Annotated in this window: 12 protein-coding genes; 4 read left to right on the forward strand and 8 right to left on the reverse strand. The window is 55.7% G+C overall.

Annotated features, from left to right (window positions below):
- Nucleotides 1–95: 95 nt before the first annotated feature.
- The 7 genes from RRB22_13255 to glgB form a co-directional block, all read right to left on the reverse strand.
- Complete coding sequence (locus RRB22_13255) at nucleotides 96–5,357, reverse strand: ATP-binding protein (protein ID MDT8385371.1); 5,262 nt, start codon at nucleotides 5,355–5,357, stop codon at nucleotides 96–98.
- A 435-nt stretch (nucleotides 5,358–5,792) separates the two neighbouring features.
- Nucleotides 5,793–9,317, reverse strand: coding sequence for a transcription-repair coupling factor (mfd, locus tag RRB22_13260; protein MDT8385372.1), 3,525 nt, complete (start codon nucleotides 9,315–9,317; stop codon nucleotides 5,793–5,795).
- A gap of 135 nt (nucleotides 9,318–9,452) precedes the next feature.
- Nucleotides 9,453–9,968, reverse strand: coding sequence for a DsrE family protein (locus tag RRB22_13265; protein ID MDT8385373.1), 516 nt, complete (start codon nucleotides 9,966–9,968; stop codon nucleotides 9,453–9,455).
- A 214-nt stretch (nucleotides 9,969–10,182) separates the two neighbouring features.
- Nucleotides 10,183–11,496, reverse strand: a complete 1,314-nt coding sequence (locus tag RRB22_13270; protein MDT8385374.1) for a glucose-6-phosphate isomerase — start codon at nucleotides 11,494–11,496, stop codon at nucleotides 10,183–10,185.
- 163 nt (nucleotides 11,497–11,659) lie between these two features.
- On the reverse strand, nucleotides 11,660–12,130 hold the full coding sequence (locus RRB22_13275) for a Rap1a/Tai family immunity protein (GenBank protein ID MDT8385375.1): 471 nt from the start codon (nucleotides 12,128–12,130) through the stop codon (nucleotides 11,660–11,662).
- 28 nt (nucleotides 12,131–12,158) lie between these two features.
- Nucleotides 12,159–13,658 (reverse strand): glycogen synthase GlgA, encoded by a 1,500-nt coding sequence (gene glgA / locus RRB22_13280; GenBank protein ID MDT8385376.1) that lies wholly within the window; start codon nucleotides 13,656–13,658, stop codon nucleotides 12,159–12,161.
- On the reverse strand, nucleotides 13,655–15,868 hold the full coding sequence (gene glgB / locus RRB22_13285; protein ID MDT8385377.1) for a 1,4-alpha-glucan branching protein GlgB: 2,214 nt from the start codon (nucleotides 15,866–15,868) through the stop codon (nucleotides 13,655–13,657). Before glgB ends, glgA begins: the two co-directional genes overlap by 4 nt.
- A gap of 414 nt (nucleotides 15,869–16,282) precedes the next feature.
- On the opposite strand from glgB, the gene glgC reads away from it, so the two are divergent.
- Genes glgC through RRB22_13305 form a run of 4 tightly spaced genes read left to right on the forward strand, consistent with a single transcriptional unit; the run spans nucleotide 16,283 to nucleotide 23,242 of the window.
- A complete protein-coding gene (gene glgC, locus RRB22_13290; protein ID MDT8385378.1) occupies nucleotides 16,283–17,551 on the forward strand; it encodes a glucose-1-phosphate adenylyltransferase in 1,269 nt (422 codons plus the stop codon).
- The gene (locus RRB22_13295; GenBank protein ID MDT8385379.1) at nucleotides 17,541–19,250 is read left to right on the forward strand and encodes a glycoside hydrolase family 57 protein; all 1,710 of its coding nucleotides are present in this window, start codon (nucleotides 17,541–17,543) and stop codon (nucleotides 19,248–19,250) included. Before glgC ends, RRB22_13295 begins: the two co-directional genes overlap by 11 nt.
- Before the next feature lie 3 nt (nucleotides 19,251–19,253).
- Complete coding sequence (gene malQ / locus RRB22_13300) at nucleotides 19,254–20,762, forward strand: 4-alpha-glucanotransferase (GenBank protein MDT8385380.1); 1,509 nt, start codon at nucleotides 19,254–19,256, stop codon at nucleotides 20,760–20,762.
- Nucleotides 20,763–20,809: 47 nt separating this feature from the next.
- Nucleotides 20,810–23,242, forward strand: a complete 2,433-nt coding sequence (locus RRB22_13305; GenBank protein MDT8385381.1) for a glycogen/starch/alpha-glucan phosphorylase — start codon at nucleotides 20,810–20,812, stop codon at nucleotides 23,240–23,242.
- A gap of 40 nt (nucleotides 23,243–23,282) precedes the next feature.
- Here the strand turns inward: RRB22_13305 and RRB22_13310 are convergent, their stop codons facing one another.
- Nucleotides 23,283–24,920 (reverse strand): alpha-D-glucose phosphate-specific phosphoglucomutase, encoded by a 1,638-nt coding sequence (locus RRB22_13310; GenBank protein ID MDT8385382.1) that lies wholly within the window; start codon nucleotides 24,918–24,920, stop codon nucleotides 23,283–23,285.
- Nucleotides 24,921–25,036 lie beyond the last annotated feature (116 nt).

A 25,036-nucleotide genomic window follows, 5' to 3' on the forward strand; every position in this document is an offset into this window, starting at 1 on the left:
ATAAATGTCTAATGCCGCACCCCAAAGCAGTCGTAACATAAGTTGAGTATCTAAGGCTGCCTAAACTCCTGAGTAGACACTCCGCAGGCCTGATTTTATCGCAAACGCTTGATTCGCTCCTGAAGTGCCAATGCAGTGGGGATGTTTCTGGCTGCCAATGCAGCGGTGATCTCAACTAGCGCATTCCGCGTCTGGCTATCGTTGATTAAAGCCTGCGCGTTTTGATTCAGCGATGTGTTGACGAGTTCAATGAGAGCGTCACTCGCACCATCGCGATACCTGTAACCGTTCGGATTATGCGCCTTGAGCATGGTAGCAATCCAGCGCAACCCATCGAAGCGCAGCGAGGCCCCAAACTCTGTCGTAAGGAAGTAACAGAAGCGCTTAATGCAGTCTTCGTCACGTCCCATATGAAACTCTGCCCAACGCTCGTAGACATCACGCATCCGTAGCGCTGCGCCTGGCGCTGATTGCCGAAGTGCGTCCTCGTTTCCGAATCCTAGTAAATCGCAAATCAGTCGTTCACCATAGTACCAGAGACGATGCTTCTCCCACTTGGCCGCAAGTCCGTATTCCGCCATCTCCCGCCAAACGCGCTCGAATGCATTTGGGTTATCTCCCTTTGCGAGGCGCAAGAAAAGACCACTGATGAAATCCTGGAGCGCGTAGTGCGCCTCAGGCCCGTGCATCAGCACTGGCTCCCAGAAATCCCGCGCCTCGGCTTCGGGAGCGGCTAGCGCAAGCTCACCAAGTTTTTCGAGCAAGCCGTATCCTAAGTTTTGGCTCAGAAGGTCGTACTCACCGTTTTCTTTCCTCGCCCGCTGACTGGCGCACCCTGTCTCGTATTCCCAAAGTAACCCTACAAGCTTGATGTCCCTGGACCAATCACCTGTTCCGGGACCATTGATAAGCCAATGGAACAGGAATCCCAGAAAGTGGCTGTCGAGGCCCATACCAGTACGACGCACCGGCTTACCACGCCAAAGCTTGTCACCTGCCTCGAATACACGCATACGCCTGTAAAAGTCCAGTCGTTCGCAGCCGGCGGCGACGCGGGTCATGTTAAGGTCATCGACCGTCGCATCTTCGCCACGTAGGGGGAAATGTCTCAGTCTGGCGAGCCACACACCCCAAGCTCTTTCCTCATCTTCACCATCTCCATAGTGTGGTGCCAATAAGGTCAGTCCAGACCACAGCACGCCGGCTTGTAAGAGCCGCCACCACGCGGAGCCGAGATGCTGACGATTAGCGTAGGCGATACCAACAATCGTGCCTGCGACTCTGGACTCGCCGCTCGTGAGAAGCCGAAGAACCGACGCTTCCCATTCAAGTGTTGGATCATCGGTTGTTATCCAATGATGCATGACGGCGTAGGCCGCGAACTTCAGCTCATCGCCTTGGTGCCCGAATGGTTTGCTTTGGATTTCTTTGGCCGTGGAAGCAACTTCGCCAACGACTTTTCGAATGATGGAGAGCGCGTCCTCTTTCGCTTCAGGTGTCTTCGCCAGCCAGCTATCAGCTAATACGATGAGCGTCGCCGCGAGTGCGACCTTGCACGTGGTCATGGAGTTCTCATCAATCGCTGCATCGGCCCCACATTCTTTCAGCAGATTGTGTAGGTGCGCTGCGTCATCATCGCCCACAGATTGTTTTGCCTGGAGAAGCTCCTCGCAGTGTTTGGGTAGCAGCAGGTATTGAAGCGGCTTTGAGTGCTCATCTTGCCACGATTGAACCTCAAGGCTCAGTTCATCCGGACATGCAAAAGTCAGAACCTCATCGCCCGTATCGGGATCGATGGTGGATCGGTAGTTGTCGCGGTCGAGCACCGCGAACAGCAGCTTGAACTCCAAGGCCACCTTCGGATTCTCAGGAAGGGGCCAACTCGGAATCATTGCCTGAAGTCGTTCTGATACAGCGGTATCGATGGAAAAGAGATCAACAACGACGTCCTTCAACGCCTTCTTTCGATGGGGCGCCAGCGTCCAATCACGTGCGATATTGAAAACCACTTCACCAGCCCGACCCCAACAAAAGCTGTCGAATTTGGAACTGATGTTGTTGACTCGACCGTTATCCCAATAGAACACGTAGGGGTCCGTCAGTAGCGGCGCTAGCACTCCCGAGAAGAGAGAAGGACGGTACTTTCCAACATTGGCCAGCAATCCAATGAACGACGTCGATGTACCTTCGCGAAGTATCTGCTCCATATACGACGTGACATCGATGCCGGCATCGAGTCGGAGCGTAAGCCATCGCTCGAGCGCGTCGAGCGCACAAAACAGATTACCGTTGTGGTGCGAGTTGGTCTGTGTCCAGTCAAAAACCCGGTACAACCCAGCAAAAGTCTTATCTTCACCTTCCTCGATCCGGAGCGTCAGCCCAGGTGCAGATCCTTCACGCCCATCCATGAATTCCTCAATCCACCGCTCTGTGCAGAAATCGACGAGCTCAATCAGTGCCTTGAGAGCTGCGTCAGGCGCAATCTGGAAAAAAGAGAAGAACGGGCTCTTCCAGAACGCTGTCGGGTAACCATCATCCTGAGCGTAGTCAAGGCCCAACTCGATCTCGTGTCGGCTTGAACCATACTCCCGCTCCGGTTGGTCATCGATGATGAGGGCAAGCAACACCTCAGCCGCCACATCCGGACGTGTATGCATCAGAGTCTGTAGGCCGTTCCCCTTGAAGCAGGCATCTCGGAAGTCCATGTCGACTTTGTGGCTCGCGCCCAGCGGCCATGGAGGTAACCTTTCTCGGCTTGAACCAATTGATGCTGGGATATGGTGCTTCGCCTCATGCCTAGCCTTGTATTCTGGATCAATCCTAAGATGTTCTTGATGCTTCTCGGCTTGTTGGCGAAGAGCCTCGGCAATCCGTTTGTTGACCTCGTCAGCGACCTTTCTACGGCCTGCGAGCTCCAGTGCCCAAGTTCCGATCTCGTCTGGTAAATCGGCGGCTCCCGCAAGCGCAGCCGTATAGAGCAGGGGCTCGCGGTCCGGGAACATGACCCCATGACCTTTTTTCACCTGAACCGTCCGCACCATGGCCAAGGCCATTTCAGCCAGTTCGCGGCGAAACGGCACCAATGTTTCATTACCGAGTTCGCGGGGAGTCCCAGTGAGCCAGGTCTGGACGACCTTGGCGACGGCGGTCGACACCTGGCCACTAAATTTCGCTCGCTGCGCGATGAGGAACCGAAGGACTGGAAACCAGCGACCAATGACAATCGAGCGATTTTGAACCTCCATGTACAAGCCGAGCGACGACTCCATACCAAGGATGCCGCCGGTCGGTATGGTACCGATGTGGTGAAACCGGGTGAGTAGCCTCGTGAAGCGCTTGGCATTATTCGCCAGAAGCAAGTCGACGCGCTCGGTCAGAAACCGTTCAGCCTCCGGGTCCAGGCAAAGCGCATCAAGGAGAATGTCGCATGCCAAGCTAAGTTCGGCCCCCTCGGCAGCCTCAAAGGCAGCGTCCCACGCGGTACCGTGCTCCGTTATCTGTCGAAGTAGATGCTGACCTAGCATCCGAAGCGCATTGGTCCAGAGTGGATTTTCCGCGAGAGCCGCCCACTGAGCAGTATCAGACCAAACCTGCTTGAGGAACTGGAAGCGTGCCCAGTCAGCTGCGAGATCGTGCTCGTACTCAATGCGGTTGGTCCGCTGATTGAGGTGGAGAGGCAGTTTATTCGGCCAAGGCGTTAATGTCGTAGCGTCGGCTGAATCCAAGTCGGTGAGAGCGAAGCTTCTCTCGAAGGATGCTTCACGCTTCGCGAGATTCATCATAAGCCTCTTTACGTCGACGCGGTCTCCCGTCCAGTAGCTCCACAGGCGATCAGCAATGGAAGTATGCGATGTCAATCCGCTTGAATTCGAACCGAGTGCAGAACCCGCTTTGACCACCCAAGCCAAGGTTCTGAGGTTTGTCAACGCTGCAACAGTGTCGTCATGACCCGTCAGCCAGCCTAGGGAAGGCGACGCCAAAAGCGCTAACTTCACATCTGAGTTCTTGAGGAGCTCCAGTTCGACTAGCGCTGCCTGATGCTCATTAAGTATGGCCTCGGCACCTTCAGCCCAGCTCTGGGTCTGGGTGATGACGACAACGCGCCATGCGCTGCCATCGACCTGTTCCGTAGGGGAGAGGACAGCTTGGAGAAGTTGCTGGATAACGCCGAAGTCCGCTGGGTCGATACGTTCCGCGGAGTCGATAACGAGGACGTTATTCTGGTTTGCGGTAGCGTTAAGAACCCGCGCCAACTCATGACTGAGGGGAAGTGTGCCGTGACGCGCGGCACTGAGAGCCGTCTGTAGCTCATCCGGACCGAACCAAACCTGCGTCCAACCCCCTAACTGCCCGTCGAGCACGTTCTTGACGAGCGCTGACTTGCCGGAGCCTGACTCTCCAAATACCACTGTGACAGAATTTGTAGAAATAGCGGTTTCGAGCTTTGATTTCTCTTCAGTCCGGGGGACGCTGTAGCCTGAGGGTAGCTCCGTCTCTATCCGCGCCTTGTAGTCGGACGTGATGCTGGAGATCGTTTCCCAATCACTCTCGTAGTCAGGATGCTGAAGAAGGCCGAACTCCCTGCGTAGGCCCGCCCAAAGCTCCTGAAGTGTGATTGTACCGCAACGAAGGCGCACATCCGCAGCAATGCTCACAAGCTTTTGCCAGAGCTTTTCCGCTTCCGTCAATTCTCCGTTCTCCAGGATTTGCCGACACTGTGCAATTGCCTGGTTCTTTGTTTCGGAGTGTGGGTTCTGTAAATCTACGGGCAGCACATGTAGTCGTCGAATGAGTTCAATCGTCTCTTCGTCTGATGCCGCAGGCCCATTTTGGTCGGGTTTCTGAACTCTGTTGAAGACCCTTAGTTGATTGGGATTGCTCCTGATTTGACTCATGGTGAGCGCGACGTCCGAGCCAGTGCATGCGTTCTTCACCTCCCGCCAGGCTGGGTCGAAGACGGCATGCACCCCGAGTGTTACCAGCGCTAGACCATCACCCGACCGGATCATCGGGCTCTGCGGATCGCGCCACTGCTCCCACGCACGATTCACGAAGTCTGCTGGCAGGCCTGAAGCGCTGACTTGCAGATTCCCCTTCGCAGAGATAGCCAGGCGTTTAGATTCGCCTTTGTTACCCTGCGCTGTCAGTAAAAGGTCGTCGATATGCCAACCTAATGTCAAAACCTGTGATTGAAGCTGGGTGCCGGTACCACCGATTGCGGGGGCCTGCTCACCTTTCAGCATCTTTACCAGAAGCCAAGCACTAATCAGGTCCTCAAACTCGAAACCAGCACCGCTCATTGAGCGCCGGGTCGCGGGCGTCGACTTCTTTACTCCAGATTTCTTCGGTCCGGCCATAGATATGGGATTTTATCACTAATCATTCGGGTACGAGTGGGCGAAGGTAACATTCAAAGGTTGGGTCGCTAGGGTGCTCCCTCGTTCAGTGGTAGTTTAACTGTGAAGGTTGAAACTCGCCCCTGTCCCGATAGCGAAATCGGGGAAAATCTGCCAGCATCCAGATCGTTGCCAACTTCCGCTACGGAGTGAAAGCACCTCCTCGAGTGTACCGAACAATGAACTTTCAGTCCTGATGCTTGGAAACGTCCACCGACAGGCACATAGTGGTCGTTCTAAATTCGCTGACAACCTGACTGTTATTGGCCAAGAGGAGTCGTCTGAATTATTCAAATCAATGACAGCTACCGCTGCAATGCAGTAGCGCAGTAAATTTTTGTAAATGACGTCTTTTAGGCAAATTGTAATTTCTGTTATCTGCAAATTTTGGTCGTTCTAGGTAAGCTCGTGCAAAAACAGCTCCATGGCGGCGAAGCGGGCGGCGGCGTCGGGGAAGTCGCCGATGATGCGCAGTTTGTCCTGCCCGTCCATGCGATAGATTTTTGATTTGGTTTGTATCAGGGTGATGATCTTCATGGGGTCGATGTTCGGCTCCTGCACAAATTGCACGCGCCCGCCGCTGTCACCCATTTCAACCTTCTTGATGCCCAGTGGTGTGGCGAGCAGTTTTAGCTCGGTGACACTGAACAGATTCTTGGTGGCTTCAGGCAACAGGCCAAAGCGGTCGATCATCTCTACCTGTAGCTCGCGCAATTCTGCTTCGCTGTTGGCGCTGGCAATGCGTTTGTACTGGATGAGGCGGGTGTGCACATCGGGCAGGTAATCATCCGGCAGCAGCGCGGGGATGCCGAGATCGATCTCGGTGCCATGATCCAGCGGCCGATCCAGCTCGGGTTCGCGACCCTCTTTAAGTGCTTTGACGGCGCGTTCCAGCAGCTCCAGGTAGAGGGTGAAGCCGATCTCCTGCATGCGCCCACTCTGGCCTTCGCCCAACAGCTCGCCCGCGCCGCGGATTTCCATGTCGTGGGTGGCGAGGGTGAAGCCGGCCCCCAGGTCCTGAATAGACTCGATGGCTTCCAGCCGCTTCACGGCGTCCGCCGTCATCACATTTTTCGGCGGTACAACGAGATAGGCATAGGCCTGATGGTGCGAACGGCCGACGCGGCCGCGCAGCTGATACAGCTGCGCCAGGCCGAAATTGTCGGCCCGGTTGATGATGATGGTGTTGGCATTGGGGATATCGATGCCGGTCTCGATGATCGTGGTGCAGACCAGGATATTGAAGCGGTGGTGATAAAAATCCGCCATCACCTGTTCCAGCTCGCGCTCGCGCATCTGGCCGTGCGCGGTTTCCACCTTGGCCTCGGGTACCAGTTCCTCCAGATCGCGACGCATCTTCTCGATGGTGTCGATGCTGTTGTGCAGGAAGAAGACCTGCCCGCCGCGACGAATCTCGCGCAGGCAGGCCTCTTTCAGCAGGGTATCGTTCCACTGGCTGACAAAGGTTTTGACCGCCAGTCGGCGTGCCGGCGCGGTGGCGATGATGGACAGGTCACGCAGGCCGGCCATGGACATGTTGAGGGTGCGCGGGATCGGCGTGGCGGTGAGGGTCAGCAGGTCGACCTCGGAACGCAGCGCCTTGAAGCGTTCTTTCTGGCGCACGCCGAAGCGATGCTCTTCGTCGATGATCACAAGCCCAAGACGTTTGTATTTGATGTCGTTCTGAATCAGCTTGTGGGTGCCGATGATGATGTCGATGTTGCCGCTTTCCAGCTGCTTGAGGATCTCGGTCTGTTCTTTCCTGGAGCGGAAACGGGACACCGAGGCGATGCGCACCGGCCAGTCGGAAAACCGGTCCTGAAAATTTTCGAAGTGCTGTTGGGCGAGCAGGGTGGTGGGCACCAGCATGGCGACCTGCTTGCCGTCCTGCACGGCGATAAAGGCAGCGCGCATGGCGACCTCGGTCTTGCCGAAGCCGACATCGCCGCACACCAGCCGATCCATGGGTTTATCGGAGCGCAGATCGTTGAACACCCCCTCGATGGCGTCCTGCTGATCGGGCGTCTCCTCGAAGGGGAAGCTGGCGCAAAAGGCCGCGTACTGGTTTTCATCAATGTGATAGACGTGGCCTTTGCGGGCCTCGCGCTGGGCATAGATCGACAGCAATTCCGCCGCAACATCGCGAACCTTCTCCCGCGCCTTGCGCTTGGCCTTTTCCCACTGGCCGCTACCGAGCCGGTGCAGGGGCGCGGATTCGGGTGATGCGCCGGTGTAACGGCTGATGAGATGCAGGTGACTGACCGGCACAAACAGTTTGTCGCCGCCGGCGTATTCCAGGGTCAGGAATTCCTGCGTCATGTCACCGTGGGTGATGGTCTCCAGCCCGAGATAACGGCCGACGCCATTGTCTTCGTGCACCACCGGGGCGCCTACTTCCAGTTCTACCAGGTTTTTGATCACCTGGTCCGCGTCGCGCGCCTTGCGCTGACGGCGGCGTTGTTGCAGGACCTGTTCGCCAAACAGCTGTGGCTCCGCAATCAGTGCGATGTGTCTCTCGGGCAGTACCAGCCCTTCTTCCAGCGCGGAGACGGAGATGGCGTAGCGCGCACCGCTGGCGAGAAACTCCGCCCAGCCGCCGACCAGCTCGGCGTGCAGATTGCAGCCCTTGAGGATGTTGAGCAGGGTCTCGCGGCGACCGGTGGATTCTGCGCAGAATAAAACCCGGCCAGCAAAGTCGGCCAGAAACGCGCTGAGTCGCGCGCTCGGCAATTCGGCGCGCACATCCAGTGTCAGTTGCGGCGGCGCAGCGGTGGGGAAATTGATGGTGCCGGGCTTGTCGGCAATTTTGAAGCGTTGTAGCTCGATGCGCAGCTGTTTGCCGATGCGTTCGAACAGCTCGTTTTCCCGAAAAAAGAGCTGGTTGGGCGGCAGCAGTGGCCGACGGGTATCGTAGCGGCCCTGTTCGTAGCGCTCTTCCACGTCGGCCCAGAAGGCGCTCACGGCCTCTTGTACGCCGTCGGTGGTGATAACGGTGTGGTTGCCGGGAAGATAGTCGAGCAGGTTGTGCGTCTGCTCAAAAAATAACGGTAAATAGTATTCTATGCCGGGCGGCGTGTTGCCATTGCTGACCTCGTTATAAATGGTGTTGGTCTGCAGGTCGCCCGCAAACTGGGTGCGGTAGGCGTGCCGGAAGCGGGTGATTGCCTCCGGGGTGAAGGGGAACTCACGCGCCGGCAGCAGCCGGATCTTGTCGACCTTTTCGATGGAGCGTTGTGACTCCGGGTCGAAGGTGCGAATGCTCTCGACCTCGTCGTCGAACAGCTCGATGCGAAACGGTTGCGAATGGCCCATCGGAAACAGGTCGATGATCGAACCGCGTATCGCGAATTCGCCGTGTTCAATCACCTGCGAGACGCAGCGGTAACCGGCGGCGTCCAGCCGGCTGCGTGTGGCCTCGAGATCCAGGGTCTGGCCGCGGTCGATGAGGAAACAGTTGCCATCGAGAAAATCGGTCGGCGCCAGCCGCTGCAACAGGGTCGCGACGGGTACGATCAGTACGCCGTGGCTCAGCCGGGGCAGGCGCGCCAGGGTGGCGAGGCGGTCGGAGATGATGTCCTGGTGCGGTGAAAAGATATCGTAGGGCAGGGTTTCCCAGTCGGGGAAGGTGAGTACGGGAAATGTCTCGCGCCCTGCCTCGTCGGCCGCTGGCGCAGGATCCGCATCGGGTTTTTTGCCCGCCGCCTTGCAGAAGAAGGCAATCGCATGTTCCAGACGTTGTGCCGATGGGGTGTCGGGCGTGACCACCACCAACGGTGCGGCGGAGGCCATGGCCGCTTCGGCGATGGCCAGTGCATCACTGCTGCCATAGAGCTGCCCCCAGTAGCGGCGCTGGCCGGTCTGCTGGGTTACGGTGCTGGAAAGCAATACGGGTGTGGCTGGGTTGGGATCGGTGTCGGACATGCGCTCAGGGTGCGGAATACGGCTTCATGGAGGCGCATATTGTAGACGCTGAACGGGGTAGGGGAAAGTCTGGTGGTCTGGTGGTGCAGTGCTTGGTAAAGCGGGAGTGCAGGTTTGCACGCGGTTGTCGAAACGTTAACGAATCTCCGCGATGGCGAAGCGTTTGTCCTGAATGCGGGGCGCGATCAGCACGTAGCCCTGTTTCTGCCAGTGGGCGAGCTCGACGATGCCGGAGGGAATCAGCCGCACAAAGTCGTGTAGATCCTCTAGCGCATAGTCGTAGTCGCGTGCGGCGATGGCGCAAAGCCGAAACTCCACCCCCAGTTGGGCGTAGTAGCGCATGCGCTCCACGGCCTCCCGGTACTGGGCATAGTTGTGTTTGGCCAGGGCAACCACCTCGGTGCCGTGCAGGATGACCTTGATGTGCATATCGTCCGGCGACAGGTTGTAGGGCTCGGCCATCAGCGGGTCGATCAGCCCCTTGAGCCAGTACAGGGCGGGGTTGATTTTTTGCGGCTCATTAAAATAAAAATCGAACACGATCCTCTGTTCCTGCGCGTAGGGCGTGGCGACAAATTCCGCGGACGCCGCGCTGCCGCCTGCGGGCAGCCACAGGCAGAGGGCGATCAGTAATAGGCCAGGTCGGTTCATTAGCTGCATCATTTGCCGGTTCGAGTGCGGGTGGCTGGGCGAGACGGTGAGGCAGCGTTGCCGGCCGCCAATCTCCGTTTTCCCCCGTGTTATCGGGTTTATCGGACCGGGACGCGGCAATGTTGAGGATTTTTACGGGGACACCGCACCGGATCGGGCGGTATAAATGGTATCGGTGGCAGCCTGCCGGGAACCCGGCAGGCCCCTGGCCCGGCTAAAACTCCGGGCTGAGCAGATCGCCCAGGTATTCACGGGTGAGCACCTTGCTTTCTTCCACCGCCGGCTGGTCGAAGGCATCGACGCCCATCAGCTCGGCCATTACCACGGTTTCCATCTCCAGCAGCATGATCAGTTCACCGATGGCATAGGCGTCGCGGTCGTACAGGCCGAAGGTGCGATTGGGCCGCCCGCGTCGTGACAGGGTCTCGCGGGTGGCCTTGAGCTCGGAGATAAACAGTTCACCGAGGGTGTGGCCCGCCAGCGGGGCGACCGCCGGCAATTCCTGGAAGCGCATGGGGATACGCCGGCCTTCATGGCGCACGCCCGGGTTGGCGATAAAGGTGACCTGCTTGTCATCGGGGCCATCCAGCATGAGCTGTAGCTGGGAGTGTTGGTCGGTGACGCCGTGATTTTCGATGGGGGTCATGCCGCGATGCCTGCCCTGGGCGTCGATTTTACCCAGGCTTTCCGCCCACAGCTGGCGATACCAGTTGACCACCAGGCGCAGGTTATCGGCATAGGGCATGAACACGCTGATGGTGCGTCCCTTCTCCGTGTGCAGATACTGGGCGGCGGCGTTGGCAAAGGCCGGGTTGACGAGCATATCGTCTGCGGCACAGCGTTTGGCCATGGCGCGCGCCCCCTCCATGACACCGCTGATGTCGACGCCGGAGATGTAGGCCGGCAACAGGCCGACCACCGTCAGCACCGAGAAGCGTCCACCGACCGCGGGATGGGCGACGGGTTCGATGCCCAGCTGCAGGGCGATCTTGTACAGCGCCCCCTCGGTGTTTTCGGTGATGATGATGGTGTGTTCACGCACACCCTCTGCGCCCAGATAACGCTCCATGCGCGGCAGTACGGTGAGGAACTGGCTGAGGGTCTCGGCGGTGTTGCCGGATTTCGAGACCACGATGCAGAGTGTGTCGGCCCAGCTGGCCTCGTTGACCTCGTCAAAGGTGCGCGGATCGATGTTGTCATAGAACTTCACCTGATTGCGCGGGCTACGGTGGCCAAGGGTGCGGGCCAGCATTTCGGCGCCCAGCGATGAGCCGCCGATACCAAACACGATGGTGTGCTTGAACTTGTGCGCGCATTTCCGTCCCAGCTGGGCGATGGAATCCAGGTCGGTGGTGTCCGGGAGGTTGAAGAAATTCACCTCCTTGCTCGACTGCCACTGTTTGATTCTGGCGCGCAAGGCATCGAGCCGTGGCGAGAGGGCGGCGATCTCTTCGTCGGTGACGCCGCTGTCGCCAATGATGTCTTTTTTGAAGCCGGCACTATCGATGGAAAGGCGGGAAATGGTCATGATGGGGTCCTGTCGCGGTAAGGGTTATTTTTGTTTGTTGTGTATGGCGTGTTATTTGTAGCGTGCTGTCTATCCGGTTAGGGGCTGCTGCTTACTTGCTTACTTGCTTACTTGCCAATAAATAATAGTAGGCAATCCCGGCTGCGCTAACGGCCCAGCTGCGCTAACGACAGGGAAACGCCGTTTGCAGGGCCCGCATCACCAGCTCCTCCGCGGGGCGTTGCAGATAGATCGGGTTGTGCTGGGCAAAGTTGAGCACAATGCCGGCAATCTTCTCAAATGAGCGCTGCCAGTCAAAGCAGTAAATGCGAAAGGCGGCCTGATTGCCGCGGCCTGCGGTGGCCAGTGCAAACTCCAGTCGGGCTCGCTCGTTGGCGTGCCGGGCGGCGGCCATGATGCCGTTCAGATAGGCCATGCAGATAAAGGCGTCATTGCGGGGTATCGGTTTGTCATAGCGTTTGTCCAGCGTCAGCAGGGCCTGCTCACAACTTACGGCGAGGCTCATGCCGTGGGTGATGGTCTGTACCTCGGCATTGTCCGGGGTGTCGGACCATGCGGGCGCGCAGGTCAGTAGGCCGATGAGGCACAGCAGCCGGTAGCGTCCGGTCTTTGGGTGTGGCGGGGTGGTATGCATCGTTCTCTTGATTCCCGGATTGTTCTATCTATTCCCTATTCCCAGCTATTCCTAAAAGGCGATCCCCAAAAGGGTGCGCGGTAATCGCGTGCAGGGCGTCGTTATAGAGGGCGATATATTGCCCCGCGCTGGCCTCCCAGGAAAAATCGCTGCTCATGGCCGTGGTCTGTAGTTTTCGCCACAGTTCGGGCCGTTGGTACAGGGCCAGTGCGCGATCGATGGCGGCCATCAGGGCGGCGGCGGATTTCCCCCCGAGCACAAAACCATTGGCGGTGCCGTTGAGGATATTCACCTCGCTGGCATCGACCACGGTGTCGGCAAGCCCACCGACAGGGGTCACCACCGGCAGGGTTCCATAGCGCAGACTATAAAGCTGGTTGAGTCCGCAGGGTTCAAAGGTGGAGGGCATCAGGTAGATATCGCTGGCCGCCTCGATCCGGTGGGCCAGCGGCTCGTTGTAGCCAACGATCACCTTCAGGCGGTCGGGGTGTCGGGCCGCCAGTTTCGCCAACGGTATTTCGTACTGCGGTTCACCGCTGCCAAGAATGACGAGCTGCACGTCCTTCTTTAATAGTGCCTCCAGGCCCTGCAGGATGAGATCGAAACCCTTTTGCTCGACCAGGCGGCTGACCATGCCGATCATGGGGAGGCTAGTGTCAGCCGGTAAGGACAGCTCCTGTTGTAGGGCGATTTTATTTAACGGCTTTTTGCCGAGCGTCCGGCGATTGTATTTCTGGGTTAAATAGTTGTCGGTGCCGGGGTTCCAGTACTTTTCGTCAATGCCGTTAAGGATGCCGGAAAGATCCTTGCGCCGGTGTTGCAACAGACCGTCAAGGCCATAGCCGTACTCCGGCTGCAGGATTTCCCGCGCGTAATTCGGGCTGACCGCGGTGATCTTGTCGGCATAGGCGAGGCCGCCCTTGATGAAGGACATCTGGCCGTAAAACTCCAGCCCGTCCATGTGCCACAGCACTTCGGGAAGTTGCAGCTCGGTGAAGGTCTGGCGCTCAAACAGGCCCTGATAGGCAAGATTGTGAATCGTGAACACCGTCGCCGGCCGGCTGGCGTGCAGGCTCAGCAGGGCGGGCACCAGGCCTGTCTGCCAGTCGTTGCAGTGTACGATCTCCGGCGTCCAGTCGAGCTTCAGCCGGTTGAGGGCGATGTCGGTCGCCGCCTGGCAGAAGATGGCGAAACGCAGCGCGTTGTCTTTCCAGGGCTGTCCCTTTTCATCGGCATAAGGGCCGCCGGGGCGATCAAAGGCCGCCGCACAATCCACCAGCCAGACGCTGACCTTGCTGCCCGGGAGTCGGGCCTCAATGATCTTCACCGGCTGATTGTAATAGGTAGTTTCGGCCAGAAGTCTGGTGCGTGAAAGCCTGCTCAGGGCCTCGGGATAGGCGGGCAGCAGCAGCCGCACGTCCTGCGATTTTTTCAGCAAGGCGGGGGGGAGGCTGCCGGCGACGTCGCCCAGTCCGCCGGTTTTGATCAGCGGAAAGGCCTCACTGCTGATATACAGCACCTTGCTCATGACACCCTTTTGAGGATCAGCCCGGCCAGCGGGGGCAGGGTCAGCACCAGGGAGGCGGGGCGGTTCATCCAGGCTAGTTCTTCGCTGTGCAGTGATATCTCGCTGCCGGCGTTGCTGCCCGAATAATAGCTTGAGTCCGAATTGAAGATGACCTCGTAGCGTCCCGTGGCGGGCACCCCGATGCGATAGTTGTTACGGATCACCGGCGTGAAATTGAGCACGATGATGAGCGTTTCATGATCGTCCTTGCGCAGGTACGACAACACGGACTGGTCGCTGTCATGGCAGTCAATCCATTCAAACCCCATGTGGTCGAAGTCATAAAAGTGCAGCGCGGACTGTTGCCGATAGAGGCCGTTAAGGTCGGTCACCAGTTTTTTGATGCCGCCATGCTGTGCGTATTGCAGGACATACCAGTCCAGGGTTTTGTCGTGATCCCATTCACTGCCCTGGCCGAATTCACAGCCCATAAACAGCAGTTTCTTGCCGGGATAGGTGAACATGTAGGTATAGAGCAGCCGCAGGTTGGCAAAGCGCTGCCATTCGTCGCCCGGCATTTTATACAGCATCGAGCTCTTGCCATGCACCACCTCATCATGTGAGAAGGGGAGGATAAAATTTTCGGTGAAGAGGTATAACAGCCCAAAGGTCAGGCTGTCATGATGGTAGTGACGATGCACCGGATCCTTGGAAAAGTAGCTCAACGTGTCATGCATCCAGCCCATGTTCCATTTCATGCTGAAGCCCAGCCCCCCGAGGTTGGTGGGGCGGGTCACCTGGGGCCAGGCGGTGGATTCCTCGGCCATGATCATGGTGCCGGGAAAGTGGGTATGGGTGGCGATATTCAGCTCGCGCATGAATTCGATGGCCTCGATGTTCTCATTGCCGCCATGCTGGTTGGGGAGCCAGTCCCCCGCCTCACGCGAATAGTCCAGGTACAACATGGAGGCCACCGCATCGACCCGCAGGCCGTCGATGTGGTATTCCGTCATCCAGAATACCGCGTTCGAAATGAGGAAATTTTTTACCTCGTTGCGGCCATAGTTATAGATCAGGGTGCCCCAGTCCCGGTGCTCTCCGCGCCGGGGATCTTCATGTTCATACAGGGCGCTGCCGTCAAACCGCGCCAGCCCATGTGCGTCCTTGGGGAAGTGGGCGGGCACCCAGTCCAGCAATACGCCGATGCCATGCTGATGGCAGTAATCGACAAAATAACGGAAGTCATCCGCCGTACCAAAACGACGGGTAGCGGAAAAGTATCCGGTGGTTTGATATCCCCAGGAGGCGTCGAGCGGATGTTCGGTGATCGGCAGCAATTCGATGTGGGTGAAGCCCGTGTCTTTCACGTAATCGACTAAACGATGGGCGAGCTCGCGATAATTCAGAAAGCCGTTATCGGCGTCCCGCTGCCAGGAACCCAGGTGGCATTCATAGATGGAGAGTGGCGAATGCAGCCAGTCACTGTGTGCCCTGGCGGCCATCCATTGGTCGTCGTTCCAGCCAAAGGTCGAGGCCTTTTTGACCACGGAGGCGGTCTGTGGCCGCAGCTCGAGCTGCTGGGCATAGGGATCCGATTTTGAAACGATGGCGCCAGAGTCCCGGTTGCGAATCTCGAATTTGTAGAGCTCCCCGCTATCGAGGTCGGGAATAAACAGCTCCCAGACCCCGGTTGCCCCGCGCACATTCATGGGATGCAGCCGCCCGTCCCAGCCGTTGAAGTCGCCAATTACACTGACGCGCGCGGCACTGGGCGCCCAGGTGGCGAAGCAGACACCGGCGACACCGTCGATAACCGCCGGGTGCGAGCCGAGAATATGGTAGATATGCAGGTGTTTACCTTCGGCAAACAGGTACAGATCATATTCGCTGATCTGTGGCTCAAAGCTGTAGGGGTCATGTGCGGTGCGCGATGAGCCATCGTCAAAAATGCGGGTCACGCAATAGTGCGGTTCGATGTTTTCCAGTGGGCCGGTGCACACAAAAAAATCGCTATTCGAAAGCCGGAAGGCTGGTATATCATGCCTGGAAATGGTCACGGCCTTTGTGCCGGGCGCGTACACAAGGATACATTCACCCTCCGGGTACACATGCCGTCCCAATATGGTGGAAGGGGCATGGTGAGAGGCTGACACAATCCTGTTCAGATCATCCTGTAAACCGTTCAGTATCCCGCTTGCCTTGCCAGCAGAGGGTGCGTCATTTTGGGGCATAGGTTTGATGATTTCCGTTCTTTAGTTTTGGTGGATCTGTTCGATATCACACTATCGGCAGGCTGGTCGCTGACTTGTAATACCCGCCATCCCCGGCACTGTTATCCGCCGTGAGTTTATTCTCTATACTCGGTGTAATATAAACCTAACACTGGAGTCCGGCTGGTTGATAGCTGCAACCGGCAGATATTACCTTCAGGTATTCGCGCATTTTGCATACTAGACGTTTTGCATACTAGATAAGTGCAGCCTACCACCAAAAAACATAATAACAGGATATTTCTCCGAAGTTTATGGTGTGGCTGATTTTTGCGGGTTTATAGGGTGTTATAGTAGGAAACAATTGGCTACCCAGACGGACGTTAGCCGTTCAGCGACGTAGCATCATTTAGCGATAATGGGGAGGATGGGCAGATGAAGGCGAAAAATTCGCCACGTTTTATCAGTAACCTTACCAGGAACACGCTGGCATTGATTATGGCGGGTGGACGTGGTTCGCGGTTGCAGCAGCTCACGATGTGGAGGGCGAAGCCGGCGGTCCCCTTTGGTGGCAAGTTTCGGATTATCGACTTCCCGCTATCAAATTGCATCAATTCCGGCATTCGAAGAATCGGCGTCCTGACGCAATACAAGGCGCATTCGCTCATTCTGCATATTCAAAGAGGATGGGGGCATTTCCGTGGTGAGTTTGGCGAATTTGTCGAACTCATGCCGGCGCAGCAGCGGATCGAGGCATCCTGGTACGCAGGCACCGCTGACTCTATCTATCAGAATCTCGATATCATTCGCTCGCACTCCCCCGAGCATGTGCTAATACTGGCCGGGGACCATATCTACAAGATGGACTATGGCGCCATGCTGGCAAAGCATGTCGAAAATAACGCCGATGTCACCATCGGCTGTATTGATGTCCCTATCGCAAAGGCCTCAGGGTTTGGAGTGATGGGTGTTGATAATGACATGCGCATCACCAGCTTTCTGGAGAAACCCGAAAATCCTCCGCCCATGCCAGGCAGACCGGACGAGGCATTGTGCTCAATGGGTATCTACATCTTCAATACGGATCTGCTGTTTGAACTGCTGATACGCGATGCGGACACACCCAATTCGAGCCGCGACTTCGGCATCGACATCATCCCGCACGCCATAAAAAATTACCGGGTATTCGCCTACCCATTCACCAATGCCAATAGTGATATCCAGGCCTATTGGCGTGATGTGGGTACCGTGGACGCATTCTGGGAGGCCAATCTTGAGCTGATCGGCATGACCCCCGAGCTCAATCTGTACGATGAAGAATGGCCGATATGGACCTATCAGGAACAGCTGCCGCCGGCAAAATTCGTGTTCAATGATGATGATCGGCGCGGTATGGCGGTCGATTCCATGGTCTCTGGCGGCTGCATCATATCGGGCGCGCATATTCAGAGCTCATTACTTTTCTCAAACGTCACAGTCGATAATTACACCACGGTCGATTCATCGGTGGTATTGCCCGATGTCACCATCGGTAAGAACTGCAGTATTAATCATGCCGTCATTGATAAGTACTGTGAAATTCCGGATGGAACTGTTATTGGCAAAAATGAAAAAGATGATAATCAACGGTTTTATGTCTCGCCCACCGGCGTCGTGCTGGTGACACCGGAAATGTTCGGACAAGTGGTTCACTATGTCCGATAGCCCGAAGAAAGAACTCCCCTTGAATGTTGTTCTTTACTGGCATATGCATCAGCCGGAATACCGCGATATGCGAAATGGCGAATATCACCTGCCGTGGACCTATTTGCACTCGATAAAAGATTATGTCGACATGGCGGCGCACCTGGAAGACAGTCCCGGCGCGCGTGCAGTGGTAAATTTCGCCCCCATTCTGCTTGAACAGATTGATGACTATGCACGACAGCTTGACGGCTATCTGCGCCATGGCATGGGTTTGCGTGACCCTCTGCTGCTGGCGCTTGCCGATCCGGTGGTGTCGCAGTATCCCGAAAGGCGTATGGAAATCACCCGGGCCTGTTTGCGCGCCAATAAACATAGATTGATCGATCGGTTCGTTGAATTCAAAGTGCTGGCAAAGATGGCGCAAGGCCTGTTGCATGAGCCGGAAAAAGTAGTCTATTACTCCGAACAATATTTCGCGGATCTTCTGGTGTGGTATCACCTGGCATGGATGGCGGAAACATCCAGAAGAAAAGACCCGCGCATTCGCGCTTTGATGGAAAAGGCAAATAACTATAATCTGCATGATCGCCACCTGTTGATTGAAATCATCAGCGAGCTGATCGGTGGCCTGATCGAACGCTATAAGAAATTGGCGCAGGCCGGCGTCATAGAATTATCCATCTCGCCCTATGCACACCCGATCCTGCCGTTATTGCTGGACCTGACATCGGCCAAACAGGCTATCCCCGATGTGGAACTGCCTGCTGCTTCTGAATATCCAGGCGGCCTTGAGCGCAGCCGCTGGCATATGCAAAAAGGCATCGAGACATTCAGGAAATATTTTGGCATGGCACCAAAAGGTTGCTGGCCATCGGAAGGTAGTATTAGTAATGAATCGATTGAGCTGATTGCGGAGACGGGAATTAAATGGTTGGCCAGCGGCGAAACCGTGCTCAGGAATTCATTGCATAAATCATCGACCAGGGTGAGCAAGTGTTTGCATGAGGCCTATCAGTTCCACGACAACGATGTCGCCTGCTTTTTTCGGGATGATGGCCTTTCCGACCTGATTGGATTCAAATATTCGGATTGGCATGCCGATGATGCGGTCGCCAACCTGGTTCACCATCTGGAAGAAATAGCCGAAGCCTGCGCGGAAAAAGAAAATGCTGTGGTGTCAATCATCCTGGATGGGGAAAATGCCTGGGAGTATTACCCGGAAAACGGATTTCATTTCATATCGGCGCTCTACAAAAAACTGGCGCAGCACGAAGGCATCAACCTGACCACCTATAGCGAGTATCTTGAAAAGCATAATGCCAGAGCCGTGTTGCAGGATGTTGTGGCGGGCAGCTGGGTATATGGAACACTGTCAACCTGGATAGGTGAAAAGGATAAAAATCGCGCCTGGGACATGCTGGTCGAGGCGAAGCAGGTTTTCGACCGAGTGAAAGGCGAGGGCGCGTTGACCGGTGACGAGCTGCTGATTGCCGAGCAGCAGTTGGCAACCTGTGAAAGTTCTGACTGGTTCTGGTGGTTTGGCGAATATAACTCCGCGGAATCGGTCGCGACCTTTGACGAGCAGTACAGAATGCACCTCAGTAACTTATACCAGCTGCTCAAGGTGGAGGCGCCCGATTATCTCGCCAAGGCTTTTTCATTTGGCGCAGGAGAACCCGTCATGGGCGGCGCAATGTTACCCGGAAAAAAACAGTAGAAAATGGCCCCAACAGAACGTCATATCACGGTGAATCGCCAACGTCGCGCCGGCGTATTACTGCATCCTACCTCGCTGCCGGGACCCCTTGGTAACGGAGACTTCGGGCACCAGGCCTACCGGTTTATCGAGTTTCTTCATACCCATGGGTTCAAGGTCTGGCAAATGCTGCCATTGGGGCCGACGCATGACGACCGGTCGCCCTATCAATGCCTGTCGTCACATGCCGGTAACCCGCTGCTGATCAGTCTGGACTGGTTGCACGACAAGGGCTGGCTGGACGCAGGCCAGATCGCTACCCCGAAAACGGATGTCGCGTACCGTGCGCAGTGTCTGAAATTTGCCTGCCATTTTTTTTATGAGCATTTTTTTTATGGGCAGAATAATACTGAGTGGCAGGCCCGGCTGGCGGGTTTCATGCAGGAAAATGTTGCCTGGCTGGAAGACTACGCCCTGTTTGTCAGTCTGAAGAACAAGTTTGAAAAGCGACCCTGGTATGAATGGCCTGACGGCCTGCGTGATCGCAATGCCGACAGTCTCGATGAGGCGGGTCAGGAACTGAAGGCCGAAATTCGGCAGGTGATATTTGAGCAGTTCCTGTTTTTCAGCCAGTGGGAAGAGGTGCGCGCCTATGCGCGCCGGCATGATGTTGAATTATTTGGCGACCTGCCGATATTTGTGGCGCGCGATAGTGCCGATGTGTGGGCGGAGCGGGAAAATTTCCTGATTGATAAAAATGGCGATATGAAATTCATCGCCGGCGTTCCGCCCGATGCCTTTTCCGAAACCGGCCAGCGCTGGGGAAACCCGTTATACGACTGGGACTACCTGAAGGCATCAAAATTTGACTGGTGGAAGCAGCGGCTGAAATCGCAGCTGAAGCTGTTTGATATGGTGCGTATCGACCATTTTCGCGGATTACAGGCGTGCTGGGAAATTCCCCAGGAGGATGAGACCGCCATCAATGGTCAATGGGTCGAGGTGCCGGGCCGGGAAATGCTGGATGAGCTGTTTGACACGATGCATCGTCTGCCGCTGGTGGCAGAAGACCTGGGTGTCATTACGGACCAGGTGATTGAGCTGAAGGAGTCCTTCAATCTGCCCGGAATGAAGGTGTTGCAGTTTGCCTTCGATGGCAGCAACAACAATCCCCACCTGCCGCACTGCCACCATGTGGAAGATATTATTTATACCGGTACTCACGATAATGACACCACGCTCGGCTGGTTAACGAACGCGAGCAATTATAATGAGGCCTTTTTTAATGACTATGTCGGTATCCCGCATCAGGATATCGAACATAAGTACTGGAGCGTAATTAGATTGGCCATGTCATCGGTATCATTTTTAAGTGTGCTTCCCATGCAGGATTTACTGCAGCTGAATTCATCCTCGCGCATGAATATGCCCGGTACCACCGAGGGTAACTGGAGCTGGCGTTTTAAATGGTCTGATGTGAGTGATAGCTCTATGAAAAAAATATCACACTTCATGGCTTTGTATCAGAGGTAAAAGTTATGGCGAACAATATTGTTTCTTGCAGCACCAGTCTTCCGATAATGAAAAAACTGCCGACCGACAGCGAGTCGTTGGCCAATGATTTTGAGCGTTACCTGACGCATCATTTAGGGCATTTTTCCGGTTGTATCCCGTCCTATTTATACACGGCCCTATGCTATACGATCCGTGACCGGATCATGACCCACTGGCACGACACCTGGCAAAGGTACGAACAAAAGGGACAGCGGAAAGGATTTTATATGTCTCTGGAGTTTCTGGTGGGGCGCTCGCTGTCCAACAATATTCTTAATCTGGACGTCAATGAAGAAACAAGGTCGGCGCTGAATAAATTTGCGCTCGAGCTCGAAGATATCCGCAGTGCGGAGCACGATGCCGGCCTGGGCAACGGTGGTCTTGGCCGTCTGGCCGCATGCTTTATGGACAGTTGCGCAACGCTCGGACTGCCGGTAGTGGGCTACGGCCTCCGTTATCAGTACGGCATGTTCCGTCAGGAAATCGAAAATGGTTATCAACTGGAAGAACCGGACCATTGGCTAAGGGATGGAAATCCGTGGGAGCTTGAGCGGCCAGAATTCTCACAGACCATAAAGTTTGGTGGTCATGTGGAAAAGATCACCGATAAACATGGACAGGTCTATTTCTCCTGGGTGAGCAACGCCGATGTGCTCGCCATCCCCTACGATGTGCCGGTGACGGGTTACAAAAACAACACCGTAAACACCTTGCGCCTGTGGGCGGCCAGTGCGACCAATGTGTTTAATCTGGACGAGTTTAATTCCGGCAGTTATCCGGAGTCCGTCGAATCCAAAAATGATGCAGAACATATCACCATGGTGCTGTATCCGAATGACGCCAGCGAGAACGGCAAGGAGCTGAGGCTAAAACAGCAGTATTTCCTCGCCTCCGCCGGCCTGCAGGATGTGATGCGCATGTGGGAAACCTATGAGGGTGATGATTACAGCAACTTTCATGCGCAAAATGTCTTTCAGCTAAACGATACCCATCCTACGATTGCGATCCCTGAGCTGATGCGTCTGTTGATGGATGAAAAAGATATGTCATGGGATGAGGCATGGGCAACTACCAGCCGGACGATGGCTTATACTAACCATACCCTGTTGCCAGAGGCGCTGGAAAAATGGCCGGTCGCCCTTTTTGAAAAACTGTTGCCGCGTTTGATGCAGATAATCTACGAGATTAATGCGCAATTTCTCAAACAGGTGGCGCTGAAGTGGCCCGGTGATACGGAGCGACAGATAAAAATGTCGATCATCGAGGAAGGCCAGACCCGTTATGTGCGTATGGCCTACCTGGCGATTGTCGGCAGTTTTTCAGTCAACGGTGTTGCTGCCTTGCACTCTCAGCTATTGATCGACGGTCTATTCAGGGAGTTCTACGAGCTGTGGCCCGAGAAATTCAATAACAAAACCAACGGCGTGACACCGCGCCGCTGGGTGTCCCATTCAAATACCAGGATGAGCGCATTGATTAGCGAAAAGCTGGGCGAGGAATGGAAGCGGTATTTTAACCGTGTCAGCGATCTGAAAAAATATATCAATGATGAGGACTTCACGGCACGCTGGTTTTCCATAAAGCAGGAAAACAAGCGCCGTCTTTCCGAGCTGGTGCTGCGGGATTGTGGCATCAGTTTTGATGTGGAGTCCATGTTTGATGTGCAGGTCAAGCGCATCCATGAATATAAACGGCAACTCCTGAATGTGTTGCACGTCGTCCATCTGTATGACCGGATCAAGCGCGGTGACACCGAAAACTGGACAAATCGCTGTGTGCTGATCGGTGGCAAGGCCGCTCCAGGCTATCATCTGGCCAAGCAGATCATTAAGCTGATTAACAATATTGCCGCGGTTATCAATAACGATCCACAGACCGGGGACAGGCTGAAACTGGCCTTTATTCCAAATTACGGCGTAACAAAGATGGAAATCATTTGCCCCGGCACGGATCTGTCCGAGCAGATATCAACGGCCGGTAAAGAGGCCTCCGGCACAGGTAACATGAAGTTCATGATGAATGGCGCTGTGACCATCGGCACCTACGATGGCGCCAATATCGAGATATATGATGCTGTAGGCGCGGATAACTTTTTTCTGTTCGGGATGAAGGCGGATGAAGTAGAAGCCTTGCGACATAACTACCAGCCGCAATCCTTTGTCGATGCCAATGAGGACCTGAAGAGGGTGTTGCACCTTTTATGTTGCGGCCATTTCAACTCTTTTGAGCCGGGCATCTTTGACGACATCATCGCCTCGTTATTGGCCCCCAGTGATCCCTGGCTGACGTTGGCAGATTTTCGGAGTTATATTGACGCCCAGGACAGGGCGTCACAGGCTTATCGTGACAAGGCAGCATGGATCAAAATGAGCATCAACAATACGGCGTCAAGCGGGCATTTCTCGACCGATCGCACCATGGCCGAATATAACGACGATATCTGGAAGTTGAATGCCTAGTAGTTGAATGTCCAGGAGTTGAATGCCTGGAGGCCGGTGCTCAGGTGATGACATCGGGCGCATCGCGGTTGCAGATGGCCTTGATGTTCGACAAGGATTGTACGGCCTCAATCAGGTCAGTCAGTGCCGATTGCGTGGGCATGTCATGCTGATGGCTGTCGGCGACATATTTTTCGATATACACACGCAGGGTTGCGCCTTCGGTGCCGGTGCCGGAGAGTCTGAATACAATACGTGACTCATCGTCAAATATCACCCTGATACCCTGGTGTGCCGACACACCGCCGTCCACCGGATCGGTATAACTGAAATCATCGGACAAGATTATTTTTCGGCCCGCCAGCTCGGTTCCCGCCAGGCTGGGTAACCGGCTGCGTAGGTCGTTGATCAGCATCTCTGCCTGCTGGCTGTCGATGGCCTCATAGTCATGCCGGGTATAGTAATGCCGGCCGAAGCGCTGCCAGTGGGCGCGGGTGATCTCCTCTACGGTCTGCTGTTTAACAGCGATCAGATTCAGCCAGAAAAGCACGGCCCATATGCCATCTTTTTCACGAATGTGGTCTGAGCCGGAACCGAAGCTTTCCTCGCCGCATAGCGTGATGCGTCGGTCGTCCAGCAGATTGCCGAAAAATTTCCAGCCGGTGGGTGTCTCATAACATTCGATGCCCAGCGTATCCGCCACCTTGTCGACGGCACGACTGGTCGGTAGCGAGCGTGCCACACCCCGGATACCCTGTGCATAGCCGGGTAGCAGATGGGCGTTGGCGGTCATGATCGCCAGGCTGTCACTGGGATTCACAAAAAACTTCTTTCCCAGGATCATGTAGCGATCACCGTCTCCATCGGAGGCGGCGCCAAATCCCGGCGCGCCGGGCCCCGCGTTCAGGCGGGCAACCAGTGCCTGGGCATGGGCGAGATTCGGGTCGGGATGTCCACCGCCAAAATCCTCCAGTGGTATGCCATTGATGACGGCGTTCACGCTGGCCGACAGGCGTTTGCCGAAGATCTCCTTTGCATAGGGTCCCGTCACTGCATGCATCGCATCAAAACACATGGATAGCAGGCCCGATTTGAACAGCGCCTTTATTTTCACGAAATCGAACAGTTCTTCCATCAGGTCAGCATAGTCATTCACCGGATCGATCACATCGATCTGCATGTCGCCCATATAACAGGTGTGTTGTTTTTTCAGGTCGACATCTTCGCCTTCGCAGATACGGTACTCATGCAGTGTCTTGCTTTTTTCATAGACGGCATCGGTGAATGTGGTCGGGGCAGGGCCGCCATTATTGATGTTGAACTTGATGCCGAAGTCACCATTCACCCCGCCGGGGTTGTGGCTGGCCGACAGGATGATGCCGCCGGCGGCCCGATATTTTCGTATCAGGTGCGACACCGCCGGGGTTGATAACAGGCCGTTTTGACCGACCATGACACGTTGAATGCCATTCGCGGCAGCCATCTTGAGAATGATCTGGGTTGCCTGGGCGTTAAAATAGCGTCCATCGCCGCCCACAATCAGCAGCCCGCCCTTGAGCCCGCTGGCGACCGAGATGATGGATTGCACAAAGTTTTCGAGATAGTTTTTCTGCTGAAAAACCGCGACCTTCTTGCGCAGGCCGGAAGTGCCCGGCTGTTGATCACTGTAGGGGGTGGTGGGCAGATCGAGTATGTTCATAATCTTTTTAATGGCTGCTTGTTTGGTGATTGCTTCGTTCACTGACTAAAAAACTGGCTAATACCTGAATCCGTAACTTCTCAAGAGCATTCGCTCTTCCCATATCATTCCAAGCG

It is taken from the genome of Gammaproteobacteria bacterium (assembly GCA_032250735.1).
GTDB lineage: Bacteria > Pseudomonadota > Gammaproteobacteria > SZUA-152 > SZUA-152 > SZUA-152.

Excerpts from the sequence above, each read along its gene's own strand:
- mfd (MDT8385372.1), bottom strand. The coding sequence starts at position 9,317 with ATGTCCGACACCGATCCCAACCCAGCCACACCCGTATTGCTTTCCAGC.
- RRB22_13275 (MDT8385375.1), bottom strand. The coding sequence starts at position 12,130 with ATGCATACCACCCCGCCACACCCAAAGACCGGACGCTACCGGCTGCTG.
- RRB22_13295 (MDT8385379.1), top strand. The coding sequence starts at position 17,541 with ATGTCCGATAGCCCGAAGAAAGAACTCCCCTTGAATGTTGTTCTTTAC.
- RRB22_13255 (MDT8385371.1), bottom strand. The coding sequence starts at position 5,357 with ATGGCCGGACCGAAGAAATCTGGAGTAAAGAAGTCGACGCCCGCGACC.
- RRB22_13305 (MDT8385381.1), top strand. The coding sequence starts at position 20,810 with ATGAAAAAACTGCCGACCGACAGCGAGTCGTTGGCCAATGATTTTGAG.
- malQ (MDT8385380.1), top strand. The coding sequence starts at position 19,254 with ATGGCCCCAACAGAACGTCATATCACGGTGAATCGCCAACGTCGCGCC.
- RRB22_13310 (MDT8385382.1), bottom strand. The coding sequence starts at position 24,920 with ATGAACATACTCGATCTGCCCACCACCCCCTACAGTGATCAACAGCCG.
- glgC (MDT8385378.1), top strand. The coding sequence starts at position 16,283 with ATGAAGGCGAAAAATTCGCCACGTTTTATCAGTAACCTTACCAGGAAC.
- RRB22_13265 (MDT8385373.1), bottom strand. The coding sequence starts at position 9,968 with ATGAACCGACCTGGCCTATTACTGATCGCCCTCTGCCTGTGGCTGCCC.
- RRB22_13270 (MDT8385374.1), bottom strand. The coding sequence starts at position 11,496 with ATGACCATTTCCCGCCTTTCCATCGATAGTGCCGGCTTCAAAAAAGAC.
- glgB (MDT8385377.1), bottom strand. The coding sequence starts at position 15,868 with ATGCCCCAAAATGACGCACCCTCTGCTGGCAAGGCAAGCGGGATACTG.
- glgA (MDT8385376.1), bottom strand. The coding sequence starts at position 13,658 with ATGAGCAAGGTGCTGTATATCAGCAGTGAGGCCTTTCCGCTGATCAAA.